The following is a 21,063-nucleotide window of genomic DNA, read 5'->3' as shown; positions in this document are numbered from 1 at the left end:
ACGATGTCTGATTACAAAGCTCCTTTGCGTGACATGCACTTCGTACTCAACGAGGTTTTCCAGGTGTCCCGGTTGTGGGCGAAATTGCCGGGCCTGGCCGAGGTGATCGATGAAGAAACGGTCGCCGCGATCCTCGAAGAGGCCGGCAAGATCAGCGCCGAAGTAATCGCACCGCTGAACCGCAGCAGTGATGAACAAGGCTGCACCTGGAGCAATGGCTCGGTGACGGCACCGGATGGTTTTGCCGCCGCCTACAAGGCTTTTGCCGAAGGTGGCTGGGTGGGCGTAGGTGGCGAACCGCGGTTCGGTGGCATGGGCATGCCCAAGACCATTTCGGCCCAGGTCGAAGAGATGGTCAATTCGGCGAGTCTGTCCTTCGGCCTTTACCCGATGCTGACGGCCGGCGCGTGCCTGTCGATCAATGCTCACGCCAGCGAAGTACTGAAAGCCACCTACTTGCCGAACCTGTACGACGGCACCTGGACCGGCTCGATGTGCCTGACCGAAGCGCATGCCGGCACCGACCTGGGCCTGATTCGCACCCGTGCCGAACCTCAGGCCGACGGCAGTTTCAAGATCAGCGGCAGCAAGATATTCATCACCGGCGGTGAGCACGACCTGACCGAAAACATCATTCACCTGGTACTGGCGCGCTTGCCGGATGCACCGGCGGGACCGAAAGGCATTTCGCTGTTCCTGGTGCCCAAGATGCTGGTCAATGCCGATGGCTCGCTGGGCGAGCGCAACTCGCTGTCCTGCGGTTCCATCGAGCACAAGATGGGCATCAAGGCCTCCGCCACGTGCGTGATGAACTTTGACGGTGCCACCGGCTGGATCGTCGACGCACCGAACAAAGGGTTGGCGGCGATGTTCACCATGATGAATTACGAACGTCTGGGCGTGGGTATTCAGGGCCTGGCGCAAGGCGAGCGCTCGTACCAGAACGCCGTCGAATACGCCCGTGACCGTCTGCAAAGCCGTTCACCGACGGGCGCGCAGAACAAGGACAACGCCGCCGATCCGATCATCGTTCACCCGGATGTACGCCGGATGCTGTTGACGATGAAGGCCTTGAACGAAGGCGGGCGGGCGTTTTCCAGCTACGTGGCCCTGCAACTGGATACCGCCAAGTACAGCGATGACGAGGCCGCCAGCAACCGCGCCCAGGAACTGGTGTCGCTTCTGACCCCTGTGGCCAAGGCGTTCCTCACCGACATGGGGCTGGAAACCACCGTGCATGGCCAGCAGATCTTCGGCGGCCATGGCTACATCCGCGAATGGGGCCAGGAGCAATTGGTTCGCGATGTGCGTATCACCCAGATCTACGAAGGCACCAACGGTATCCAGTCACTGGACCTGGCCGGGCGCAAAATCGTCGGCAGCGGCGGGGCGCTCTACCGGCTGTTCGCTTCGGAAATCCGCAACTTTACCGCCAATGCCTGCGCTGACCTTGGCGAGTTCACCAGACCGTTGAACGCCGCCGTCGACACCCTCGACGAACTGACCGCATGGCTGCTGGACCGAGCCCAGAACAACCCGAATGAAATCGGCGCGGCTTCGGTCGAATACCTGCACGTGTTCGGCTACACCGCGTACGCCTACATGTGGGCGCGAATGGCCAAAGCCGCCATGAGCACGCATTCCAAGGACGCTTTCTATACCAGCAAACTGGCCACTGCGCGCTTCTACTTCGCCCGTCTGCTGCCACGCATCCACTCGTTGAGCGCGTCGGCCAAGGCTGGCAGCGAATGCCTCTATAAATTGGATGCAGAGCAGTTCTGAGCCCACGTAAAAAAGGACCGGGAACCACAACCATGATGGCGACAAAAATAATTCCGCCCGCCGACGGCGCCTACGCCTATCCCTTGCTGATCAAGCAATTGTTGTTGTCCGGCGTGCGCTACGAGCCGGGCCGGGAAATCGTGTATGCCGACAAGCTGCGCTACAGCTACCAGACGCTCAACCAGCGGATTCGCAAGCTGGCCAACGCCTTGACCGCTGCCGGCGTCAAGGCCGGGGACACGGTGGCCCTGCTTGACTGGGATAGCCATCGCTACCTGGAATGTTTCTTTGCCGTGCCGATGATCGGCGCGGTGCTGCACACCGTGAACATCCGTCTTTCGCCGGACCAGGTGCTCTTCACCATGAACCATGCCGAGGACGACCTGGTGCTCGTGCATGACGATTTCCTGCCTCTGCTCGAACAGATTCAGGGACAGCTCAACACCGTCAAAGGTTACTTGCAGCTTACGGACGACACAGCCACTCCCACGTCGCTACCGGTGCTGGGGGAATATGAAAACCTGTTGGCCGGGGCCGAAGACCAGTACGACTTTCCCGATTTCGATGAAAACTCGGTGGCGACCCTTTTCTACACCACGGGCACCACTGGCGACCCTAAAGGCGTGTATTTCACCCACCGCCAATTGGTCTTGCACACCTTGAATGCCGTGGGCACTTTGGGCGTCTACCAGGGGTTGCCGCTGCTGCGCTCCGATGATGTCTACATGCCGATCACACCGATGTTTCATGTGCATGCCTGGGGTGTGCCCTATGTCGCCACCCTGATGGGAATCAAGCAGGTGTACCCTGGCCGCTACGAGCCCAACAGCCTGGTCAGGCTGTATCGAGAGGAGAAGGTCACGTTCTCCCACTGTGTGCCGACCATTCTGCAAATGATCCTGAACTGCGAGGAAGCGCAACGGACTCGTTTTGATGGCTGGAAAATGCTCCTGGGCGGCAGTGCGCTGACCTTGGGCATCGCCAGTGAAGCAAGTGCCAAAGGTATTCAGGTACACAGCGGTTACGGCATGTCGGAAACCTGCCCGTTGCTGTGCCTGACTTACCTGCGTGACGAAGACCTCGCACAATCCACGCAAGCCCAACTGGCTACCCGCATCAAGACTGGAACAACTGTGCCGATGGTCGACCTGAAAATCATCGATGCCAGTGGCAATGACGTTGCCCATGACGGAGAGTCCCTGGGCGAGATCGTGGTGCGCGCGCCTTGGCTGACCCAAGGCTATTTGAAGGAGCCCGAAAAGGGTGCAGAGCTTTGGCACAACGGCTGGCTGCACACCGGCGACATGGCCTCCATCGACCCTTTAGGAGGGGTGGAAATCAAAGATCGAATCAAGGATGTCATCAAGACGGGCGGGGAGTGGATCAGCTCGCTGGAACTGGAAAGCCTGATCAGCGAACACTCGGCCGTCATGTCGGTCGCGGTCGTGGGCATTGCGGACGAGCAATGGGGCGAACGACCGATGGCGCTGGTGGTGTGCGAGCCTGGGCAATATCTCGACCGCAAGATGCTGGAGGTGCACCTGCAAGGGTTTGTCGAGCGTGGCCGTATCAATAAATGGGCGATCCCCAAGCGGTTCAGATTCGTCGCCGAGATCCCTAAAACCAGCGTCGGGAAGATCAACAAGAAGCTCATCCGGGAAAGCGAATCGAGCTGAAAGGCGCGGCGGATGCTACGTCAACCCTGACCACTGATCGCGAGGTCCGCTGTTTCATATCCGTCAAAGGGGATCATGCATCCAGATGCTTGATCCCTTTTTTCGTTTCAGGTCTGTGTAAGCGTCGCGGCGATGTCGTTAACTCTGTCGCACTAGCTCAGGGCAAGTAGCCAGCAGCCTGGACGAGGTGGTTGTCCTGCCCGGCAACGATGAGGTGCATTGGCACATGGGGTTGCTCATCAACAACGGAAGTGACCTCAAACCCACCCACTACCAGCGGCTGTCGTTCACACATTTCGGTCGACTCTCCCGCCAGTTTTTTCGCCATTTTCGCGTGGTTCGCTGCGATTTCGTTGAGAGTTGACACGTTACATCTCCGGGTAAAAGACCCAGCGCATGGCTGGCGTCCATAAGTATTGATTGATTGGCCGCTACGTCAGAATTCCGTCGTTCCGGGGCGGCTACGGCCTCGTTTGCAAAGCCTGCGCCAGATGTTGTTACAATTTCTTGACGGGTGTTTTCAGGCGACGAATGGTGGTCGGTTACTGGTTATGAATCGGGCGTAAACTGGCAGGGCTACTTCATCAAAAGGAGCCGCAATAATGATTGCCGACCGAATGACCGCACAGACGTCCGCGGACAAAGCTGTCTGGGATCAATATTTCTGCGCTGCGCTGATTGCGGAAAGCAATCTGACGGCGCCGGTTGTAGGAGGGGCCACTCATGACGACAGGCAGAATCTGTTGATTGAAAGAGCCAAGGCGCTCGCCGACAAAATGATGGATACGCGCCAGTGAACGGAAACACATGCCTGTTCAATACCTCGGCCCAACCTTTTCAGGTTGGGCTTTTTCATGCCTGTCTCAACCCGACGTGAACCCAGTCCCGAACACCCCCGCGATTTTGTAGGAGCCAGGCTTGCCGGCGAAGGCGTCCGCCAGATCGCCATCGCCAGCAAGCCGGCTCCTACAGGTTTGGCGTGAACCCCCAATCCCCGAGCACACCCGCGATCCGTAGGAGCCGGCTTGCTGGCGATAGCGTCCGCAAGATCGCCATCGCCGGCAAGCCGGGCTCCTACAGGTTTGGCGTGAACCCCAATCCCGAATCCCCCCGCGATTTTGTAGGAGCCGGCTTGCCGGCGATGGCGTCCGCCAGATCGCCATCGCCAGCAAGCCGGCTCCTACAGGTTTGGCGTGAACCCCCAATCCCGGACACCCCCGTGATTTTGTAGGAGCCAGGCTTGCCGGCGAAGGCGTCCGCCAGACCGCCATCGCCAGCAAGCCGGCTCCTACAGGTTTGGCGCGAACCCCAGTCCCGGACACCCCCGCGATTTTGTAGGAGCCAGGCTTGCCGGCGATAGCGTCCGCAAGATCGCCATCGCCGGCAAGCCGGGCTCTTACAGGCTTGGCGTGCCCCGCAAATGTGGGTGAGGTCTTATATTTCTAAAAGATATAAATAGATAATTATATATTCCTTTTAATGTTGTTCCGGGAGGTGCACTTTGGGCGCCTGCACATCCGTTCGGATGCGTTCGACATCACACAGGAAGCCGCATCATGACCATCAAAGCGATCAACGTTCGCAACCAGTTCAAGGGTGTCATCAAGGAAATCGTCGAAGGCGAAGTGGTCTCGGAAATCGATGTGCAAACCGCTTCCGGGATCGTCACCTCGGTGATTACCACCCGCTCGGTGCGTGACCTCGAATTGAGGGTGGGCAGCGAAGTCATCGCCTTCGTCAAATCCACCGAGGTCTCGATTGCCAAGCTCTGAATCGACTTTCAAGAAAACGACAGGCCCTGGCTCGCGCGGATCAGGTCATAGGCCTTGCGCGCGATCAGGTTGGCGGTGTTAGGCCGGATCCACAGGTAGTAAGTGACATCCGGCAGTCGCGGCAATCCATCATTTTCACCCAGCACACGCATGTCCGGGCCGAGCATTTCCATGCTTCGGGGGGTGACCCCCAGCCCCGCGCGCGTCGCCGCTTTAATGCCGATCAGGTTCGACGCCAGATACGCCTGGCGCCAGGGAATGTTCGCGCGTTCCAGTGCTTCCAGCGCATAGCGCCGATAGATGCTTGGCTCATCCACGAGAATCAGCGGCAAGGGTTCGCCGGGGTTGTGCAGGTATTGCGCCGAGCAAATCCACCACACCGGCGAGGTGCGCAAGGCAAAGCCTTCGAGGTTCGGGTCTTCGCGAGTGGAAATCACCATGTCGACCTTGCCCCGGTGCAGATCTTCCATCAGGAACGGACTGCGACCGACGTCGATCTCCAGACGCAAGCGCGGGGCTGAGCGAGCGATGTGGCTGAGGATCGGCGGCAGGATGGTGTCGGCGATGTCATGGGGCGAGCCGATGCGCAATACGCCGCTCAAGCTGCTTTCACGCAGGGAACTCAAGGCTTCGTCGTTGAGCGAGAGCATTTGCCGTGCGTGACGCAGCAACTGCAGTCCGGCTTCCGTCAGTTGTTTTTGCCGCCCGCGTTTCTCGAACAGATTCACCCCGACCTGTTGCTCCAGGCGTTGCATGTGTTGGGTGACCGACGATTGCGTGCGGTCCAGTTGCGCGCCGGCCTCGGCAAAACTGTGGTGATCCACCACCGCAATGAAAGTGCGCAGCAATTCGAGATCAAGCGTGGGCAGGGTCGACATGGACGTTTCCAGGGCTGTTTTTACATCACGAGTTTAAACATAAGCATAAAGAATGTTTATGTGTTTTTGCTGAGAGATTTAGAGATATAGGGTTAATGCTCAGTAAATATTGGGGTTATAGCCAATTCGGTATTCAGGCTTAAACGCCAAGTTATAACGATATTAGATATTTGAATTTCCGTTACGCCAACGCTGTACCTAGGATCCCCCACATCAGGTCGGGGGACGCCGATCATCCATGAGGGGGAAAAACCATGTTGTTCGAGCGCACACCTGTAAAACGAATATTGCCTGTGATGTTGGGCGCCCTGGTCTCACTGGCTGCCAGCACGGCTGCCCAGGCTGACGCGACGCTGGACAAGATCGAGCAGCGTCATGCGCTGGCGGTCGGCGTGCTGTTGTCGGGCGGTCCGTTTGGCGGGATTGATCCGGCCACCCAGAAGCCGCGCGGTTTGAACGTCGAACTCGCTCAGGAACTGGGTCGCCAGTTGGGCGCTGAAGTGGAACTGGTGCCTGTCTTGCCGGCCAACCGCGTGCAGTTTTTGCAGCAGGGCAAAGTCGATTTGCTGATCGCCAATATGGAATGGACGGCGGAACGCGGTGAGATTCTCGGTTTTGTGCCGACGCCGTTTTACCGGGTCGGCGGCACCGCTGCGGTGCTAAAGGACAGCAAGATCAGCCGTTGGGAAGACCTCAAGGGGCAGCCGGTCTGCACCTCGCAAGGCAGCAGCTACGTCAAGCCGCTCACCGAGTTGGGCGTCGAGATCAAGGCCTTCAAGAGCTCGTCGGAATCCTTGCTGGCACTGCGTGGCAATAACTGCGTCGCCGCAGTGCACGACGCCACGCTGGTTAATCCGTTGATCGCCGACAGTGCCGAATGGAAAGACTACCGGGCGATCACCCCGGAACTGAACCCGGCGCCTTCGGTGATCTGGACCCGTCGCGGTGAAAGCGACACCCAGGCCAGGCTCGACCCGATCATCAAGGAACTGCACCGCAGCGGCTGGCTGATCGAGGCGCAGACCCGCAACCACATCACGCCCGCGTCACCGGCGCTGGTCGAGTTGCAAAAGAAGTTTCAGGCCAACGGCGCCTGATTCACCTCATCGTCTTCAATACGCCGGCGCATTGCGCGACGGCTGTTCAAGGTAGTCGCGCATGAATCGCTATTTTTCCGTAAAAAACCTGTCCTCGCTGTGCCTGGCCGGTGCTGTCGTGTTGGGCGCGAACCTGGCTCAAGCCGATGCCACGCTGGACAAGATCGAGCAGCGCCACGCCATCAGTGTCGGGGTGATTCTCAGCGGGCCGCCGTTCGGCACCATCGACCCGAAGACCGGCGAGCACTTGGGCTACAACGTCGAACTGGCCAAAGGCGTTGCCAAGGCCTTGGGTGTCGAAGCCAACACTGTTTCGGTCCTGGCGCCGAACCGCGTGCAGTTTTTGCAGCAGGGCAAGGTCGACATCCTGATCGCCAACATGCAGTTCACCGACGAGCGCGCCGAGATCCTCGATTACGTGCCCACACCTTATGAAGAGGTGGGCGGCGCGGCGTTGATTCGCAAAGGCTCGGGCGTTACCCAATGGGCCGACCTCAAGGGCAAGCCGGTGTGCGTGTCCCAGGGCAGCAACTTCATCAAGCCGTTGCAGGAAACCTACGGTGCCGAGATCAAGGCATTCCGCAGCCAGTCCGAGTCGTTGTTGTCGCTGCGCGGCAATGGCTGCGTGGCGGCGGTGCATGTCAGCCCGACCATGCATGCGTTGTTGAGCGATGCCGAGTGGGCCGGTTATGAAATCCCGCTGCCGGGTGATTTGATCCCCTCCAACTCGGTGATCTGGTTGCGCAAGGGTGAGCAGGATACCCAGGCGAAACTCGACGCCATCGTGCGCGACTGGCACCGCAGTGGCTGGCTGATCGAGCTGGGCGAACGCACCGGCATGGCGCCGTCTCAGGCCCTGCGCGACTTGCACGAAAAATATCGCAACGCTGCGCCACTGGCGGTGCTTCCGTGAGTCTGTTCGCAGACTTGCAGCAACTGCTCGGCGCCGGCCATGTGCAGAGCAGCGAAGAGGCCGCGCCATACCTGACCGATAAACAGGGCCGTTACGTCGGTCAGGTCATTGCCGCCGTGCACCCGGCCAATACCGAAGAAGTCGCGGCAGTGGTCCGCGCCTGCGTGGCCGCCGATACACCCGTGGTGGTGCAGGGCGGCAACACTGGCCTGATGGGCGGCGCCACCCCGGACGCCAGCGGCCGTGCGGTGTTGCTGTTGCTGGATCGCTTGAATCGGGTGCGCGCCGTGGACACCGACAACGACACGCTGACCGTCGAAGCCGGCTGCATTCTGCAAAACGTGCAGGACGCCGCCCGTAAGGCCGGTCGCCTGTTTCCCCTGAGTCTGGGCGCCGAAGGCAGTTGCACCATTGGTGGCAATCTCGGCACCAATGCCGGCGGTACCGCCGTGTTGCGCTACGGCAATACCCGCGAGCTGACGCTGGGGCTGGAAGTGGTGACCGCCGAGGGTGAAATCTGGAATGGCCTGCGCGGTCTGCGCAAGGACAACACCGGTTACGACCTGCGCGACCTGTACATCGGCAGTGAAGGCACCCTCGGCATTATCACCGCCGCCACGCTGAAACTGTTCCCGCTGCCCAAGGCACAAGCCACGGCGTTGCTGGCCTTCGACTCGCTGTCGCAGGCGGTGCAATTCCTGTCCCATGCCCGCGCCGGGTTTGGCGCCAGCCTCACGGCTTTCGAACTGCTCAGTGCCGATTGCCTGGCGCTGCTGCGCGAGCAATTTCCCGAGGGACCGCAACCTTTTCTCGGTGTCAGCCAACCCTGGTTCGCGTTGCTGGAACTCTCGGATAACCACAGCGAAACTCACGCCCGCGATGCCTTTGAAGCGGTGCTTGGCGATGCGTTCGAAAAGGATTTGCTGGCCAATGCGCTGATCGCCGAAAGCCTCGCGCAAAGTGAAGCGCTGTGGCTGTTGCGCGAAAACATGAGCGAGGCGCAGAAACGTGCCGGCCGCAACATGAAGCACGACATCTCGGTGCCGATTTCCCAGGTCGTGGCGTTCGTCAGCCACACCGATGCCCTGTTGCAGGCGCACTTTCCCGGTGTCCGGCATTTCACCTTCGGCCATCTGGGCGACGGCAACCTGCATTACAACGTCGCTCATCCGCTGGATTCGACGGTGGATGCGCACATGGCGAACTACGCGGCGCTCAGCCTGCAGGTTCACGACAGCGCCCATGCCCACGGCGGCTCGATCAGCGCCGAACACGGCATCGGCCAACGCAAGCTGGGCCTGCTGGATCGCTACAAAAGCCCGGTGGAGCTGGATCTGATGCATCGCATCAAGCAAGCGCTGGACCCGAAAAACCTGCTCAACCCGGGCAAGGTCGTGGAGGTGATCCAGCCATGACGCTCAACCTTTCCAAGCGTGTACAGCGTGTGTCCTTGTCGGCCAACGCCGCCGCCAAATCCCGCGCTACCGAGTTGCGCGAAGCCGGTCGTGACATTCTCGACCTGACCACCGGCGAGCCGGATTTCGATACCCCCGAACACATCAAGCAGGCGGCTTATGCCGCCATCGCCGCCGGTGCCACCAAGTACACGCCGACGCCGGGCGTGAAAGCCTTGCGGGTTGCTGTGCAGCGCAAGCTCCAGCGCGAAAACGCTCTGGAGTATTCGCTGCCCTCCATCGTGATTGCCAACGGTGCCAAGCAGATCATTTTCAACGCCTTTGCCGCGACCCTCGACGAGGGCGATGAAGTGTTGGTGCCCACGCCGTACTGGCCTTCGTTTCCGGACAGCGTACGTTTCAACGGTGGCGAGCCAGTGTTTATCGAATGCGGGCTGGAGCAGGGCTGCAAGCTGACAGCCGCGCAACTGGAGCAACACATCGGCGAGCGCACGAGCTGGTTGATCCTCAACGGCCCCGGCAATCCCAGCGGCGCGGTCTACAGCGCGGCCGAGTTGCAGGCGCTCGCCGAGGTGCTGCGCCGTCATCCGCAGGTGTTGATCCTGCTGGATGAACTCTATGAGCACATTCGTTTCGACGGTCAGCCGCCGCAGAGCCTGTTGAATGTCGCGCCGGATCTGCAAGCGCGCTGCCTGTTGGTCGGCGGTGTGTCCAAGACCTACGCGATGACGGGGTGGCGCATCGGTTTCGGTGCCGGGCCACAGCTGCTGACCAGCGCGATGGCCGTCGTGCAGTCGCAATCGACTTCCGGGGCTTCCTCGGTGGGGCAAGCGGCCGCATTGGCGGCCTTTGACGGAGGACTGGATTTCCTGCCCGAGCACGTTGCGGCTTATCAACTGAGAAGGGATGTGTTGGTGAGCACGTTGCGCGACGTAGACGGTCTCGAAGTGCTTGAGCCACAGGGCGGCTTCTTTGTGTTTGTGCGCTGCGCCGGTTTGCTGGGGCGTTATCGTCCTGACGGCGTGCGCCTGAACAGCGACGCCGACGTCGTCGAGTATTTGCTGGAGGAGGGCGTGGCCGGGGTGGCGGGCAGTGCTTATGGATTGTCGCCGTGGTTTCGCCTGTCCATCGCCACCGCGACCGACAGCGTGGCTGAAGCCGGACGCCGCATCGCCTGGGCCTGCGCGCAACTGCGGGGTACGGCATGAGTCACTGGCTGGAGCTTTTCGTCCATTGGGCCGCCGGATTCGGCCTGAACTACAGCTTTCTGCTGGACGCCTACCAACGCGGCACCCTGGTGCAGGGTGCGCTGACCACGGTGCTGTTGTGCCTGTTTACCATCGTCGGCAGTTTGCTCGCCGGCGTGGGATTGGCGGCGATGCTGACGTCGGGCAAACCGTGGCTGGCGAAACCGGCGCGGGTGTTCGTCGAAGTCACCCGCAACACGCCGACGCTGGTGCAACTGTATTGCGCCTTCCTGGTGCTGAACATGTTGCTGACCCAGGCCGTCGGCGCGGCGAACCCGCTGACGCCGTTCGCCTGGGTGGTGATTGTGATTTCGCTGCACAAGGGCGCATTCCATGCCGAAGCCTTGCGTGCCGGCATCGAGGCGGTGCCGAGCGTGACGCTGGAAGCGGCCAGTTCCCTGGCGTTCAACGCTCGGCAGTTGTTGTGGAACGTGCAGCTGCCGCTGGCCTTGCGCTTCGCCTTGCCATCGCTGATCAACAACCTTATCGACCTGGTGAAAATGACCACCGTCGCCTCGGCGATTGCCGTGGGCGATATCACCTACGCGTCGATCATGATCTGGACCCAGAGCGATAACGTGCTGGAACTGATGATCCTGATTCTGAGCTTTTTCGGTCTGCTGAGTTTTATCGTCAATTGTGTGGGGCGCTACCTGGAAGCGCGCCTGAGGATGCCCGGCTATGGCCATTGAATCGTCCGTCACCGCGCCGGTGACCTGGCCACGGCGGCACGTCGGCAAATTGTTGCTGCTGATCTTCATCGTGCTCGGGCTGCTGTGGTTTGCCCCGCAAAGCCCGGTGCTGAAGGCTCTGCTGCAATGGTCGCCAGCCCTGGCCGTGGGCTTCGGGCAAAACATTCTGATCAGTCTGGTCGCCATTGCGCTGGGTTCGGTGCTGGGGTTGCTGGTGGGCGCACTGGCGTTGTCGCCGCTGCGCCTGATGCGTTTCCCGGCACGGATCTGGGTGCAAATTTTCCGCAATGCGCCGTGGCTGGTGCTGATCTATTTCACCACCTATGTGTTCCCGTTCGAGATCAAGATCGGCAGCGCCTACGTCTCGTTCCCCGACTGGGTCAAGGTGACCATTGGCCTGGCCTTGCCGGCAAGTGCCAACGTCGCGGAAATCTTCCGTGGCGCCATTGCTTCGATTCCGAGCACACAGTGGGAAGCGGCCCGTTCGCTGGCGTTCACGCGTGGGCAGATTTTCCGCTCGATCATCCTGCCGCAGTGCTTCAAACGCATGTTGCCGCCGTGGATGAACCTGTATGCGGTGATCACCATGGGCACGGCGCTGGCCTCGCTGGTGGGTGTGCATGACGTGATCGACACCGCGCAGATCGCCAGCAACACCGTAAACATGACCGGCTTCACCGTGGTGATTTACCTGAGCCTGCTGGTGCTGTTCTTCGCTTATTGCTACCCGATTTCCCGTCTCACCCAACGCCTGGAGCGACGTTATGCCTTCTACTGAAACCGTCGCCGAGCCTCTGGTCAGCCTGCGCGATCTGCACCTGTCGTTCGCCAATAATCCGGTGCTCAAAGGCATCGACCTCGACGTTCATCGTGGGCAGGCGGTGTCGATCATCGGCCCCTCCGGTTCCGGCAAGTCGACCATCCTGCGCTGCATCACCGGGTTGTTGCAGCCCCAGCGCGGCAGCATCCGCGTCGGCGCCACCGAGGTGCACACGCTGACGCAGGAAGCCCAGCGCATCGAATTGCGCAAGCGCGTCGGGTTTGTCTTTCAGCAGTACAACCTGTTCCCGCATTTGTCGGTGCTGGAGAACCTGGTGATTGCGCCGCGCAAGGTGTTGGGGCGCAGCCGCATCGAGGCCGAAAAAGAAGCGCGTGCCCTGTTGGCGAAAGTGCGCATGGAGCACAAGGCCGATGCCTATCCGGGGCAACTGTCCGGCGGCCAGCAGCAGCGGGTAGCGATTGCCCGGGCATTGGCGATGCGCCCGGAATTGATCCTGTTCGATGAAGTGACCTCGGCCCTTGACCCGGAAACCGTCGGCGAAGTGCTGACGGTGATTCGCGAGCTGACCGAAGAGGGCATGACCTGCGTGCTGGTCACCCATGAAATGCGCTTCGCCGAAGAGATCAGCGACATCGTCTACTTCACCGAAAACGGCGTGATCGTCGAGCACGGCAGCGCCGCACAGATTTTCCAGCACCCGAGCAGCGAGCGCACCCAGGAATTCCTGCGTCATGCCTTGGGTGATCCGGGACGCCGTCCCGCCGTTGCCAACGATCCGTATCTGCTGACCAACCTGGGTCGCTACAGCCTGTCCGTCTAAAACCGAGGAGCCTGTCCATGAGTACCGAAAACCGTGCCGCCGTCATCGAGGATTTCCTGAAGAAAATCCGCGTCATCAACCAACGTGGCGTCGACCGCGCCGCGCTGGTGGAAATCGTCTCCCTGCTCGAAACCCTGGCCGAGCGCCGGGATCTGTTCAATTTCGACGCGTTTCCCGCGCCAGTGCCGGGGCAGGGCAGCACCGCGTTTCGCTACCGTCTGAATGACGACGGCGACACGCCGACGCTGTACCTGAACTCGTTGTTGCCGGGCAAAAGTACGCTCCCGCACAACCACGAAACCTGGGCGATCATCAGCGCCGTCGAAGGCCAGGAGATCAACTACGTTTACGGTCGCGATGACGAAGGCAGCGAGCCGGGTTTCACCACCTTGCACCTGCAAAAGGAAGTGATCGTGCAACCCGGCACGTCGATTTCGTTTCTCGGTGAAGACCTGCACGGCATTCGCGTTGAAGGCGAGAGTGCAACCTTGCATTTCCATCTCTACGGCTTGCCGCTGGAATCGCTCAACGGTCGTTATGGCGTCGAAGCGGACGGGCGCATTCTCAATTACAACGCCTCGCAAATGGCGCCGTCGATCAAGGCCTACGCATGATCGATTTGTACTACTGGCCGACCGGAAACGGTTTGAAGATCGGCATCCTGCTTGAAGAACTCGGGCTGGATTACCGGGTGGTGCCGATCAACATCCGCGAGGGCGAGCAGAAGCAGGTGGCGTTCCAGCGGATCAGCGCCAATGGGCGGATTCCGGCGATTGTCGACCATGCACCCGAGGGTTTGGGCGAACCGCTGAACCTGTTCGAATCCGGCGCCATTCTCAATTACCTGGCCGACAAGGCTGGGCGTTTTCTGCCGTCGGCCGGCAGCGTCGAGCGGCAGAAAGTCCAGGAATGGCTGTTCTGGCAGGTGGGGCATATCACGCCGTACCTGAGTCAGTTGCAGGTGTTCAAGGAGAAGGCGCCGCAACCGATTCCGTTCGCCCTCGACCTCCTCAGTGCAGAAGCGACGCGGCTGTATCGGGTGCTGGATACGCGTCTGGCTGACGTGCCGTATGTGGCGGGCGAGTACTCCATTGCCGACATGGCGATTTTTCCGTGGATTCAGCCGCAACGTCAGGGCCAGGACCTGGCGGACTTTCCGCACATCCACGCCTGGCGCGAACGTCTCAAGGCACGGCCGGCGATTCAACGTGCGTATGCGAAGGGCCGCGACGTGGCGGCCAATGAGCGCTCTCTGGCGCTTCAATAATTTCTTTTTCAAGCGGGACTTCCATGAGCCAGACCGTAACCCCAGGGCAATTGCAACAGTGGCTGTTCGACGGGCAGGAAATCGCCCTGTTTGATGTGCGCGAACACGGCCAGTATGGCGAGGCCCATCTGTTTTTCGGGGTCAATCTGCCCTACAGCCGACTGGAACTGGAGGTTCGGCGTCTGGCGCCGAATCCTCAGGTGCGGCTGGTGATCTATGACCAGAATGGCGGCGATGTCGCCACGCGTTCTGCCCAGCGTCTTCAGGCGTTGGGGTATGAGCGCGTGCACGTTCTCGAGGGTGGCGCCGATGGCTGGCAGGCTGCCGGTTATCAGCTGTTTGCCGGCGTGCATGTGCCGTCCAAGGCGTTCGGCGAATTGGTGGAGGAGGCCAGCCACACGCCGCATGTCACCGCGCAGCAGTTGGCCGATTGGCAAGCCCGTGGCGAGCCGCTGGTGGTACTGGACGGCCGGCCGTTCGATGAATACCGCAAGATGACCATCCCCGGTTCCGTGTGCTGCCCGAATGGTGAGCTGGGTTATCGCATCCATGATCTGGTGCCGGATGACACCACGCCAATCGTGGTCAATTGCGCCGGTCGGACCCGCAGCATTATCGGCGCGCAAACGCTGATCAACCTGGGGTTGAAGAATCCGGTCTACGCGTTGGAGAACGGTACTCAGGGCTGGTACCTGGAAGATTTTCAGCTGGAACACGGCAGCAGCCGTCGTTATGCCGATGCCGTGTCTGTTACACCCTTGGCCGCACAGCGTGTGGCCGCTGCCAGACTGGCGGAACTGGCCGGGGTGAAAACCGTTATGGCCCAGCAAGTCGCGCAGTGGGCCGAAGAGGTGGGGCGCAGTCTGTTTCTGTGCGACGTGCGCACTGCCGAGGAGTTTGCCGCTGGCAGTCTGACCGGTGCACAACACACGCCGGGCGGGCAGTTGATTCAGTCCACCGACCTGTATGTCGGTGTGCGTCAGGCACGGTTGGTGCTGATCGACAGCGATGGCGTGCGTGCGCCGATTGTCGCCAGTTGGCTGCGGCAGTTGGGGCATGAGGCGTATGTGCTTGAAGGTGGCGTGAGCAGCGGTCTGGCGTTGCCCGAGACCGAAGTTACCGCCTATGAGGCGTTGCCATCAATCTCGGTGCAGGCACTGTCCGACGCGTTGAAGGACGCCGCCGTCGCGCTGATCGATTTGCGTCCGAGCATGACCTTTCGCAAGGGCCATATTGCCGGCTCTCGCTGGTCGATCCGTTCACTGTTGGCGACACACGTAGCGGGCGAGCTGCGTCCTTTGGTGCTGCTGGCCGATGATCCGCGGCTGGCGGCGTTCGCTGCGCAGGAATTGCCCGAAGCCCAGCGCGTGCAAGTGCGACTGCTGGACGGCGGACTCGCTGCGTGGCGTGCGGCGGGTTTCGCGGTGCAAGAAAGTCCGGACACACCGGCCAATGAACAATGCATCGATTTCCTGTTCTTCACCCATGATCGGCACTCCGGCAACAAGGACGCGGCGCGGCAGTACCTGGCCTGGGAAATCGGCTTGCTGGCGCAGATGAGCGACGACGAGATTGCCAGTCTCAAACCGCTGCAGCCTCCAGCAACCGAGGACGCGCGGGTACGCACACGTCTGGTCCATTCGGCACGCACGGAGCAGGGCAGTGGCGGTCGTTCGGTCAACGTGCCGGTCACCCGTCTGAGCACGGTGCTGTTCGACAACCTCGCGCAAATGCGTGACGCCCGTGCCCGCCGTGACACCGAGCGGGTGTTGAGTTACGGCGCGCGCGGCAATCCAACCGCGTTCGCCCTCGAAGACCTGGTCACCGAACTGGAAGGCGGTTATCGCACGCGTCTGTTCGGCACCGGGCTGGCGGCGGTCGCACAGACGTTTCTGGCCTACCTGCGCCCCGGCGATCATGTGCTGATCACCGATGCGGTGTACGCACCGGTGCGGCGTCTGGCCCGGGAGTTTCTTGAACCGTTCGGCATCCAGGTCAGCTACTTCGCACCGGACGGCAGCGACTTGCAGGCGCAACTGCAAGCCAACACCAAAATGGTCTACACCGAAGTCCCGGGTTCCTTGCTGTACGAACTCTGCGACTTGCCGGCCATCGCCGCCCTGTGCAAACCGCGAGGCATTCTGCTGACCGTCGACAACACCTGGGGCTCGGGTTACCTGTACCGACCGCTGACCCTCGGCGCGGACATCTCGATCATGGCGCTGACCAAGTACCTGTGCGGCCACAGCGATGTGGTCATGGGCAGCGTCTGCGTCCGCGAAGATGCCTGGCAACCGCTGGCCTCCATGAGTGACACCTTTGGCGTCACCGTCAGCCCGGATGACGCTTATCTGGTATTGCGCGGCGCACGAACCCTGGCGCCGAGGCTGGAGGTGCATGAGCGCCAGGCGCTGGAAATCGCCCATTGGCTGCAAGCGCAACCGCAGGTGAAACGGGTATTCCATCCGGCCTTGCCCGACCATCCGGGCCACGACTTGTGGCAACGGGACTTCAAGGGCAGCAACGGCTTGCTGTCCTTTGAGCTGAACGAGGCGGACGCCGCTTATGTCGAGCGCTTCATTGACGCGTTACAGCTGTTCGGATTGGGCGCTTCCTGGGGCGGTTTCGAAAGTCTGATCACCGTGGCCGACACCCAGGATCGCCAGAGTGCGGCGGACCGTTCATTGAATCCGGTGCTGCGCTTGCACATCGGACTGGAGGATGTCGAGGCGTTGATTGAGGATCTGCAACGTGGTTTCGCTGCGATATCATGAAGACTCAACGCACGGCTGAGTCTTCAGCACAGCGCCGGATCATCGGCCACCGGAAAGAACCGAATCATGCAAGACCGTACCTATCAACTGCTGGAAGTCGCCAACGGCAAACCGATCAAGCTCTGGACCGAAGGCGTTCCGGTAGAAAACGAAGCCAGGCAGCAATTGATCAACACCGCGAAGATGCCGTTCATCTTCAAGCACTTGGCGGTGATGCCCGACGTGCACCTGGGCAAGGGCTCGACCATCGGCAGTGTGATTCCTACCGTGGGCGCGATCATCCCGGCCGCTGTCGGGGTGGATATTGGCTGCGGCATGATCGCCGCGCGTACGTCGCTGACCGCCACTGATTTGCCGGACAACCTGCATGGCTTGCGTTGCGCGATCGAAAAAGCGGTGCCCCATGGGCGCACCGTTGGTCGAGGCGTGCGGGACAAAGGTGCCTGGGACAGTGTTCCGAAACAGGCCGATCATGCCTGGGCTGCCTTGAACCCACGGTTCAAGGCGATCACCGACAAATACCCGAAACTCGCCAGCACCAACAATCGAGGGCACTTGGGCACGCTGGGCAGCGGCAACCATTTCATTGAGGTGTGCCTGGATGAGGCCAATCGGGTCTGGTTCATGCTGCACAGCGGCTCACGCGGGGTTGGCAACGCCATTGGCTGCCTGTTCATTCAACTGGCCCAGGCCGACATGCGCCAGCACATCGCCAATTTGCCGGACCGTGACCTGGCTTACTTCGAAGAAGGCAGCCGGCATTTTGATGATTACGTTGAAGCCGTCGGTTGGGCCCAGGATTTCGCCAGGCAGAACCGTGCATTGATGATGCAATCGGTGATTCAGGCGGCACGGAAAGTGATCGGCAAGCCGTTCGACGTCGCCCTGGAGGCGGTGAACTGCCACCACAACTACGTGCAGAAAGAACGGCATTTTGGTCAGGAAATCCTGGTCACCCGCAAAGGCGCGGTGTCGGCGCAGAAGGGGGAGCTGGGGATCATTCCGGGATCGATGGGCGCGAAAAGTTTCATCGTTCGCGGGCTCGGCAACGAGCAATCGTTCTGCTCCTGTAGCCACGGCGCTGGCCGCACCATGAGCCGTACCAAAGCGAAAAGCCTGTTCACCGTCGAAGATCAGATCCGCGCCACCGCCCACGTCGAGTGCCGCAAGGATGCGGCGGTGATCGATGAAATACCGATGGCCTACAAAGACATCGACCGCGTGATGCACGCCCAACGCGAGCTGGTGGAAGTGCTGCATACCTTGCGTCAGGTGGTGTGCGTGAAGGGTTAGACGCGACCGCTACCGGTACTTGATCACGATCCCTTTGAGTTTGCGTCCTTCAATGGTTCTTACATCACGAGCCCACAGCGGCCCGTTGACATAAGCGCCCATCGGTTGGATATGGTCGTAGACCACCACCACGGCATCGCCACCGAGCTTGGCTGACTCGTCCCGAAGTTTTCCTTCTACCTGGCTGATCGGGGGGGCGGGATCAACGCTGGCATCGATCAGCACTTCACCCAATCGAATGTGCGGGCGAAGGGGTTCGGTACGCAACACCACGACTTCACTGGCCAGCGTCGGCGCGGGATGCTCGACACCCACATAGGCAGTGGTCTGGGCATCGACCGTGGCGCAACCACTCAACGCCAGCAGGGTTCCGGCGAGTGCTGTCGCCAGCAGCGATATTTTCAAACGGGTGGACCAGAGCGCGTCATGGGCAGGCATGGTGGGTTCCTCCGAAGGTTCTGCTGCGAGGCGGGGTGGCCTGTTGACGGTAGCAGACGGTCCGAGAGTGTCCAGAACGCCCAGCCTTTTCAAGTTGGGCGTTTGCTTGCCGGTAAAGTCACTGATCTTTTTCGCAATTGACCATCCACGACACGCCAAACCGGTCGACCAGCATCCCGAAACGTGCGGCCCAGAAGGTCGCTTCCAGGGGCATTTGCACGTTGCCGTCTTCCGCCAATGCGTTGAAGACCCGTTCTGCCTCGGCAATGCTGTCGACGTTCAGCGAGACTGAACAACCGGCCATGTCATCCGAGGGGCGATCAGGTGTGGTATCCGACCCCATGATCGCCTGATCGCCCACCGACAGGCGGGTATGAATAATCAGGTTGTGCAGGTCCGCCGCAAAGTGCTCGCGCGCCGGGCTTTCACCGAAGGTCATCATGACGTCGAGCTGGCCTTGAAGGGCCTGGGCATAGAAAGTGAACGCGGCTTTACAGTCGCCGTTGAAGATGAGGTAGGGATTGATTTTCATTGTTTGCTCCCGTTGCCAACAGACGGACGTGGGTTTTCCTGTAGGAGCGAGCCTGCTCGCGATGGTTTCCAGAACGCCGCGTTTATCCAGACAGCACGCGTTAGCGTTGGCGCCCATCGTCGGAACGCCGCCCGGATCAAGCTCGCTCCTACAACGGCATCAGCAAAGCGTTAGAGGTGGTGATTGGCAAGAATTGTTTAGATGGTTTTTCTATTGAACCGCAACGGTTTATCGCTCGCCGCCATTAGGCCACTGCGCGTGGCACCGAGGGCCGCAGCAAACGCTCGATGGCCCCACCCACGAGGTTTTCAAGCATTTCGTCCCGCTCGTGTTCATCCAGCGCCTGGTTCGCCAGCCAGCTAGGTGCGCTGTTGAGCAAGTTGGCGATGGCATGCCCGGCGGCCTGTTGCGCCTGTTCACTGAGACGGGGTTTGGTCCCGAGCAGCAACAGCAATTTGCGTTCGTACTGTTCGCGCAACTGCCGAACGCGCGCCTGCTGTTCGTCATTCAGGCAGCCGCTGTCGCGTTCCACCAGACGAAAATGCCAGGGCATTTCCTGATGCAGATTCAAATGCGCGCGGATCAGGCTGTTGAGCCTGTCGCGTTTGGCCGGAGACTTTTGCTCGATGCGCCCCAGGGTTGCCAACAGCTCTTCGTAGAACTCCTCGATCAGGTCGAGCAGCAAGTGCTGTTTGCTGGGGTAATGGTGATACAACGAACCCGGGGAAAGCCCCAGGCACGTCGCGAGCTCACGCATGCCGACCTGACCGAAACCCTTGCTGGCAAACAGCTCCAGCACCTTGTCGCGGTACTCGGCGAAACGTGAGCAACGCTCAGGCATAGGCATGGAAGCCACGCCCCGTTTTGCGTCCCAGATAACCGGCGGCGACCATTTCCTTGAGCAGTGGCGCGGGGCGGTATTTGCTGTCGTTGAAACCGTCGTAGAAGGCTTCAAGAATCGCCAGCACGGTGTCCAGGCCGATCAGGTCGGCCAGTGCCAGCGGGCCGATGGGCTGGTTGCAACCCAGGCGCATCCCGGCGTCGATGTCTTCGGCGCTGGCCAGGCCTTCCTGAAACACCAGGATCGCTTCGTTGATCATCGGCACCAGAATCCGGTTGACCACAAAACCCGGACGGTTACCGGCGGTGATCGCGGTTTTGCCCAGGGTGGTCGCCATGTCCAGCGCCAGGGCGTGGGTTGCGTCGCTGGTTTGCAGGCCTCGAATCACTTCGATCAGGCCCATCACCGGCACCGGATTGAAGAAGTGCAGGCCGATGAAGCGTTCAGGCTGGCTGACGCTGGCGGCAAGCTGGGTGATCGACAGTGACGACGTATTGGAGGCGATCACACACTCGGCGCTGACCTGCGCGGCGATTTGTTGCAGCACGCGCAGTTTCAGGTCGAGGTTTTCGGTGGCGGCTTCGATCACCAGTTGCACGTTGTGCAAGCTACTGTAGTCGGTGCTGGTGCAGATCTTGTCGAGGGCGGCGAGCTTTTGAGCTTCTGTCAGCGTGTCCTTGGCAACTTGCCGATCGAGGTTTTTGCCGACGGTCGCAACAGCCTTTTGCAGTGCGCTCTCGGAGATATCGATCAAGGTCACGTTGAACCCTGCCTGGGCGCAGACTTGTGCAATGCCGTTGCCCATGGTGCCTGCGCCGATCACGCCAATGTTTTGCAGATTCATC

At 60.6% G+C, this 21,063-nt stretch carries 21 protein-coding genes; 15 read left to right on the top strand and 6 right to left on the bottom strand.

Translation table 11 applies throughout. The features are described from left to right. The first annotated feature begins 3 nt into the window (after positions 1-3). Positions 4-1,782 carry an acyl-CoA dehydrogenase C-terminal domain-containing protein gene (locus ACYZUC_RS08910; RefSeq protein WP_461995153.1) on the top strand — a complete coding sequence of 593 codons (1,779 nt, stop codon included), beginning with the start codon at positions 4-6 and terminating at the stop codon, positions 1,780-1,782. 32 nt (positions 1,783-1,814) lie between these two features. Beyond that, the gene (locus ACYZUC_RS08905) at positions 1,815-3,458 is read left to right on the top strand and encodes a fatty acid--CoA ligase (RefSeq protein WP_461995151.1); all 1,644 of its coding nucleotides are present in this window, start codon (positions 1,815-1,817) and stop codon (positions 3,456-3,458) included. Positions 3,459-3,615: 157 nt separating this feature from the next. On the opposite strand, the gene ACYZUC_RS08900 is transcribed toward ACYZUC_RS08905, so the two are convergent. After that, entirely contained in the window at positions 3,616-3,825 is a 210-nt protein-coding gene (locus tag ACYZUC_RS08900) for a hypothetical protein (protein ID WP_008032820.1), read from the bottom strand. Between the two features lie 235 nt (positions 3,826-4,060). On the opposite strand from ACYZUC_RS08900, the gene ACYZUC_RS08895 reads away from it, so the two are divergent. Both ACYZUC_RS08895 and ACYZUC_RS08890 read left to right on the top strand, forming a co-directional pair. Next, positions 4,061-4,255 (top strand): hypothetical protein, encoded by a 195-nt coding sequence (locus ACYZUC_RS08895; protein ID WP_414910787.1) that lies wholly within the window; start codon positions 4,061-4,063, stop codon positions 4,253-4,255. 759 nt (positions 4,256-5,014) lie between these two features. After that, on the top strand, positions 5,015-5,230 hold the full coding sequence (locus ACYZUC_RS08890; protein WP_008032823.1) for a TOBE domain-containing protein: 216 nt from the start codon (positions 5,015-5,017) through the stop codon (positions 5,228-5,230). Positions 5,231-5,238: 8 nt separating this feature from the next. Here ACYZUC_RS08890 and ACYZUC_RS08885 read toward each other — a convergent pair whose 3' ends face one another. Next, complete coding sequence (locus ACYZUC_RS08885; protein WP_008032824.1) at positions 5,239-6,108, bottom strand: LysR substrate-binding domain-containing protein; 870 nt, start codon at positions 6,106-6,108, stop codon at positions 5,239-5,241. A gap of 254 nt (positions 6,109-6,362) precedes the next feature. On the opposite strand from ACYZUC_RS08885, the gene ACYZUC_RS08880 reads away from it, so the two are divergent. The 11 genes from ACYZUC_RS08880 to ACYZUC_RS08830 all read left to right on the top strand — a co-directional run bounded on the left by ACYZUC_RS08880 (position 6,363) and on the right by ACYZUC_RS08830 (position 18,407). After that, positions 6,363-7,205 (top strand): transporter substrate-binding domain-containing protein, encoded by an 843-nt coding sequence (locus ACYZUC_RS08880; RefSeq protein WP_461995148.1) that lies wholly within the window; start codon positions 6,363-6,365, stop codon positions 7,203-7,205. 61 nt (positions 7,206-7,266) lie between these two features. Next, positions 7,267-8,118 carry a transporter substrate-binding domain-containing protein gene (locus ACYZUC_RS08875; RefSeq protein WP_461995146.1) on the top strand — a complete coding sequence of 284 codons (852 nt, stop codon included), beginning with the start codon at positions 7,267-7,269 and terminating at the stop codon, positions 8,116-8,118. Continuing rightward, positions 8,115-9,533 carry an FAD-binding oxidoreductase gene (locus ACYZUC_RS08870; protein ID WP_461995144.1) on the top strand — a complete coding sequence of 473 codons (1,419 nt, stop codon included), beginning with the start codon at positions 8,115-8,117 and terminating at the stop codon, positions 9,531-9,533. The genes ACYZUC_RS08875 and ACYZUC_RS08870 overlap by 4 nt, the downstream gene beginning before the upstream one ends. Further along, entirely contained in the window at positions 9,530-10,741 is a 1,212-nt protein-coding gene (locus tag ACYZUC_RS08865; protein ID WP_461995143.1) for an aminotransferase class I/II-fold pyridoxal phosphate-dependent enzyme, read from the top strand. The genes ACYZUC_RS08870 and ACYZUC_RS08865 overlap by 4 nt, the downstream gene beginning before the upstream one ends. After that, a complete protein-coding gene (locus tag ACYZUC_RS08860; protein ID WP_461995141.1) occupies positions 10,738-11,472 on the top strand; it encodes an amino acid ABC transporter permease in 735 nt (244 codons plus the stop codon). Before ACYZUC_RS08865 ends, ACYZUC_RS08860 begins: the two co-directional genes overlap by 4 nt. Then, the gene (locus ACYZUC_RS08855) at positions 11,462-12,250 is read left to right on the top strand and encodes an amino acid ABC transporter permease (protein WP_461995139.1); all 789 of its coding nucleotides are present in this window, start codon (positions 11,462-11,464) and stop codon (positions 12,248-12,250) included. Before ACYZUC_RS08860 ends, ACYZUC_RS08855 begins: the two co-directional genes overlap by 11 nt. Further along, the gene (locus ACYZUC_RS08850; protein WP_461995138.1) at positions 12,237-13,073 is read left to right on the top strand and encodes an amino acid ABC transporter ATP-binding protein; all 837 of its coding nucleotides are present in this window, start codon (positions 12,237-12,239) and stop codon (positions 13,071-13,073) included. The genes ACYZUC_RS08855 and ACYZUC_RS08850 overlap by 14 nt, the downstream gene beginning before the upstream one ends. A gap of 17 nt (positions 13,074-13,090) precedes the next feature. Then, complete coding sequence (locus ACYZUC_RS08845; RefSeq protein WP_461995136.1) at positions 13,091-13,687, top strand: cysteine dioxygenase family protein; 597 nt, start codon at positions 13,091-13,093, stop codon at positions 13,685-13,687. Beyond that, positions 13,684-14,340 carry a glutathione binding-like protein gene (locus ACYZUC_RS08840; RefSeq protein WP_461995134.1) on the top strand — a complete coding sequence of 219 codons (657 nt, stop codon included), beginning with the start codon at positions 13,684-13,686 and terminating at the stop codon, positions 14,338-14,340. The genes ACYZUC_RS08845 and ACYZUC_RS08840 overlap by 4 nt, the downstream gene beginning before the upstream one ends. Positions 14,341-14,363: 23 nt before the next feature. Continuing rightward, positions 14,364-17,114: a cystathionine beta-lyase gene (gene metC, locus ACYZUC_RS08835; protein ID WP_461995133.1), complete on the top strand. Its 2,751-nt coding sequence runs from the start codon at positions 14,364-14,366 to the stop codon at positions 17,112-17,114. Positions 17,115-17,180: 66 nt separating this feature from the next. After that, positions 17,181-18,407, top strand: a complete 1,227-nt coding sequence (locus ACYZUC_RS08830; protein ID WP_461995131.1) for an RtcB family protein — start codon at positions 17,181-17,183, stop codon at positions 18,405-18,407. 9 nt (positions 18,408-18,416) lie between these two features. Here the strand turns inward: ACYZUC_RS08830 and ACYZUC_RS08825 are convergent, their stop codons facing one another. From ACYZUC_RS08825 to ACYZUC_RS08810, 4 genes are all read right to left on the bottom strand, one after another. Beyond that, the gene (locus ACYZUC_RS08825; protein ID WP_461995130.1) at positions 18,417-18,845 is read right to left on the bottom strand and encodes a hypothetical protein; all 429 of its coding nucleotides are present in this window, start codon (positions 18,843-18,845) and stop codon (positions 18,417-18,419) included. A 118-nt stretch (positions 18,846-18,963) separates the two neighbouring features. After that, on the bottom strand, positions 18,964-19,377 hold the full coding sequence (locus ACYZUC_RS08820) for a VOC family protein (RefSeq protein WP_461995128.1): 414 nt from the start codon (positions 19,375-19,377) through the stop codon (positions 18,964-18,966). Between the two features lie 244 nt (positions 19,378-19,621). Then, complete coding sequence (locus tag ACYZUC_RS08815; protein WP_461995126.1) at positions 19,622-20,224, bottom strand: TetR/AcrR family transcriptional regulator; 603 nt, start codon at positions 20,222-20,224, stop codon at positions 19,622-19,624. Continuing rightward, positions 20,211-21,062 carry a 3-hydroxybutyryl-CoA dehydrogenase gene (locus ACYZUC_RS08810; protein ID WP_461995124.1) on the bottom strand — a complete coding sequence of 284 codons (852 nt, stop codon included), beginning with the start codon at positions 21,060-21,062 and terminating at the stop codon, positions 20,211-20,213. Before ACYZUC_RS08810 ends, ACYZUC_RS08815 begins: the two co-directional genes overlap by 14 nt. Position 21,063 lies beyond the last annotated feature (1 nt).

The sequence above is a fragment of the Pseudomonas sp. GT1P32 genome (assembly GCF_054897805.1).
The sequence above is the reverse complement of the archived record's forward strand: the minus strand, read 5'-3'. Positions and strand labels throughout refer to the sequence as shown.

Coding starts and splice junctions, on each gene's coding strand:
- ACYZUC_RS08910 (WP_461995153.1), top strand. CDS start 4: ATGTCTGATTACAAAGCTCCTTTGCGTGACATGCACTTCGTACTCAAC.
- ACYZUC_RS08905 (WP_461995151.1), top strand. CDS start 1,815: ATGATGGCGACAAAAATAATTCCGCCCGCCGACGGCGCCTACGCCTAT.
- ACYZUC_RS08895 (WP_414910787.1), top strand. CDS start 4,061: ATGATTGCCGACCGAATGACCGCACAGACGTCCGCGGACAAAGCTGTC.
- ACYZUC_RS08890 (WP_008032823.1), top strand. CDS start 5,015: ATGACCATCAAAGCGATCAACGTTCGCAACCAGTTCAAGGGTGTCATC.
- ACYZUC_RS08885 (WP_008032824.1), bottom strand. CDS start 6,108: ATGTCGACCCTGCCCACGCTTGATCTCGAATTGCTGCGCACTTTCATT.
- ACYZUC_RS08880 (WP_461995148.1), top strand. CDS start 6,363: ATGTTGTTCGAGCGCACACCTGTAAAACGAATATTGCCTGTGATGTTG.
- ACYZUC_RS08875 (WP_461995146.1), top strand. CDS start 7,267: ATGAATCGCTATTTTTCCGTAAAAAACCTGTCCTCGCTGTGCCTGGCC.
- ACYZUC_RS08865 (WP_461995143.1), top strand. CDS start 9,530: ATGACGCTCAACCTTTCCAAGCGTGTACAGCGTGTGTCCTTGTCGGCC.
- ACYZUC_RS08860 (WP_461995141.1), top strand. CDS start 10,738: ATGAGTCACTGGCTGGAGCTTTTCGTCCATTGGGCCGCCGGATTCGGC.
- ACYZUC_RS08855 (WP_461995139.1), top strand. CDS start 11,462: ATGGCCATTGAATCGTCCGTCACCGCGCCGGTGACCTGGCCACGGCGG.
- ACYZUC_RS08850 (WP_461995138.1), top strand. CDS start 12,237: ATGCCTTCTACTGAAACCGTCGCCGAGCCTCTGGTCAGCCTGCGCGAT.
- ACYZUC_RS08845 (WP_461995136.1), top strand. CDS start 13,091: ATGAGTACCGAAAACCGTGCCGCCGTCATCGAGGATTTCCTGAAGAAA.
- ACYZUC_RS08840 (WP_461995134.1), top strand. CDS start 13,684: ATGATCGATTTGTACTACTGGCCGACCGGAAACGGTTTGAAGATCGGC.
- metC (WP_461995133.1), top strand. CDS start 14,364: ATGAGCCAGACCGTAACCCCAGGGCAATTGCAACAGTGGCTGTTCGAC.
- ACYZUC_RS08830 (WP_461995131.1), top strand. CDS start 17,181: ATGCAAGACCGTACCTATCAACTGCTGGAAGTCGCCAACGGCAAACCG.
- ACYZUC_RS08825 (WP_461995130.1), bottom strand. CDS start 18,845: ATGCCTGCCCATGACGCGCTCTGGTCCACCCGTTTGAAAATATCGCTG.
- ACYZUC_RS08820 (WP_461995128.1), bottom strand. CDS start 19,377: ATGAAAATCAATCCCTACCTCATCTTCAACGGCGACTGTAAAGCCGCG.
- ACYZUC_RS08815 (WP_461995126.1), bottom strand. CDS start 20,224: ATGCCTATGCCTGAGCGTTGCTCACGTTTCGCCGAGTACCGCGACAAG.
- ACYZUC_RS08810 (WP_461995124.1), bottom strand. CDS start 21,062: ATGAATCTGCAAAACATTGGCGTGATCGGCGCAGGCACCATGGGCAAC.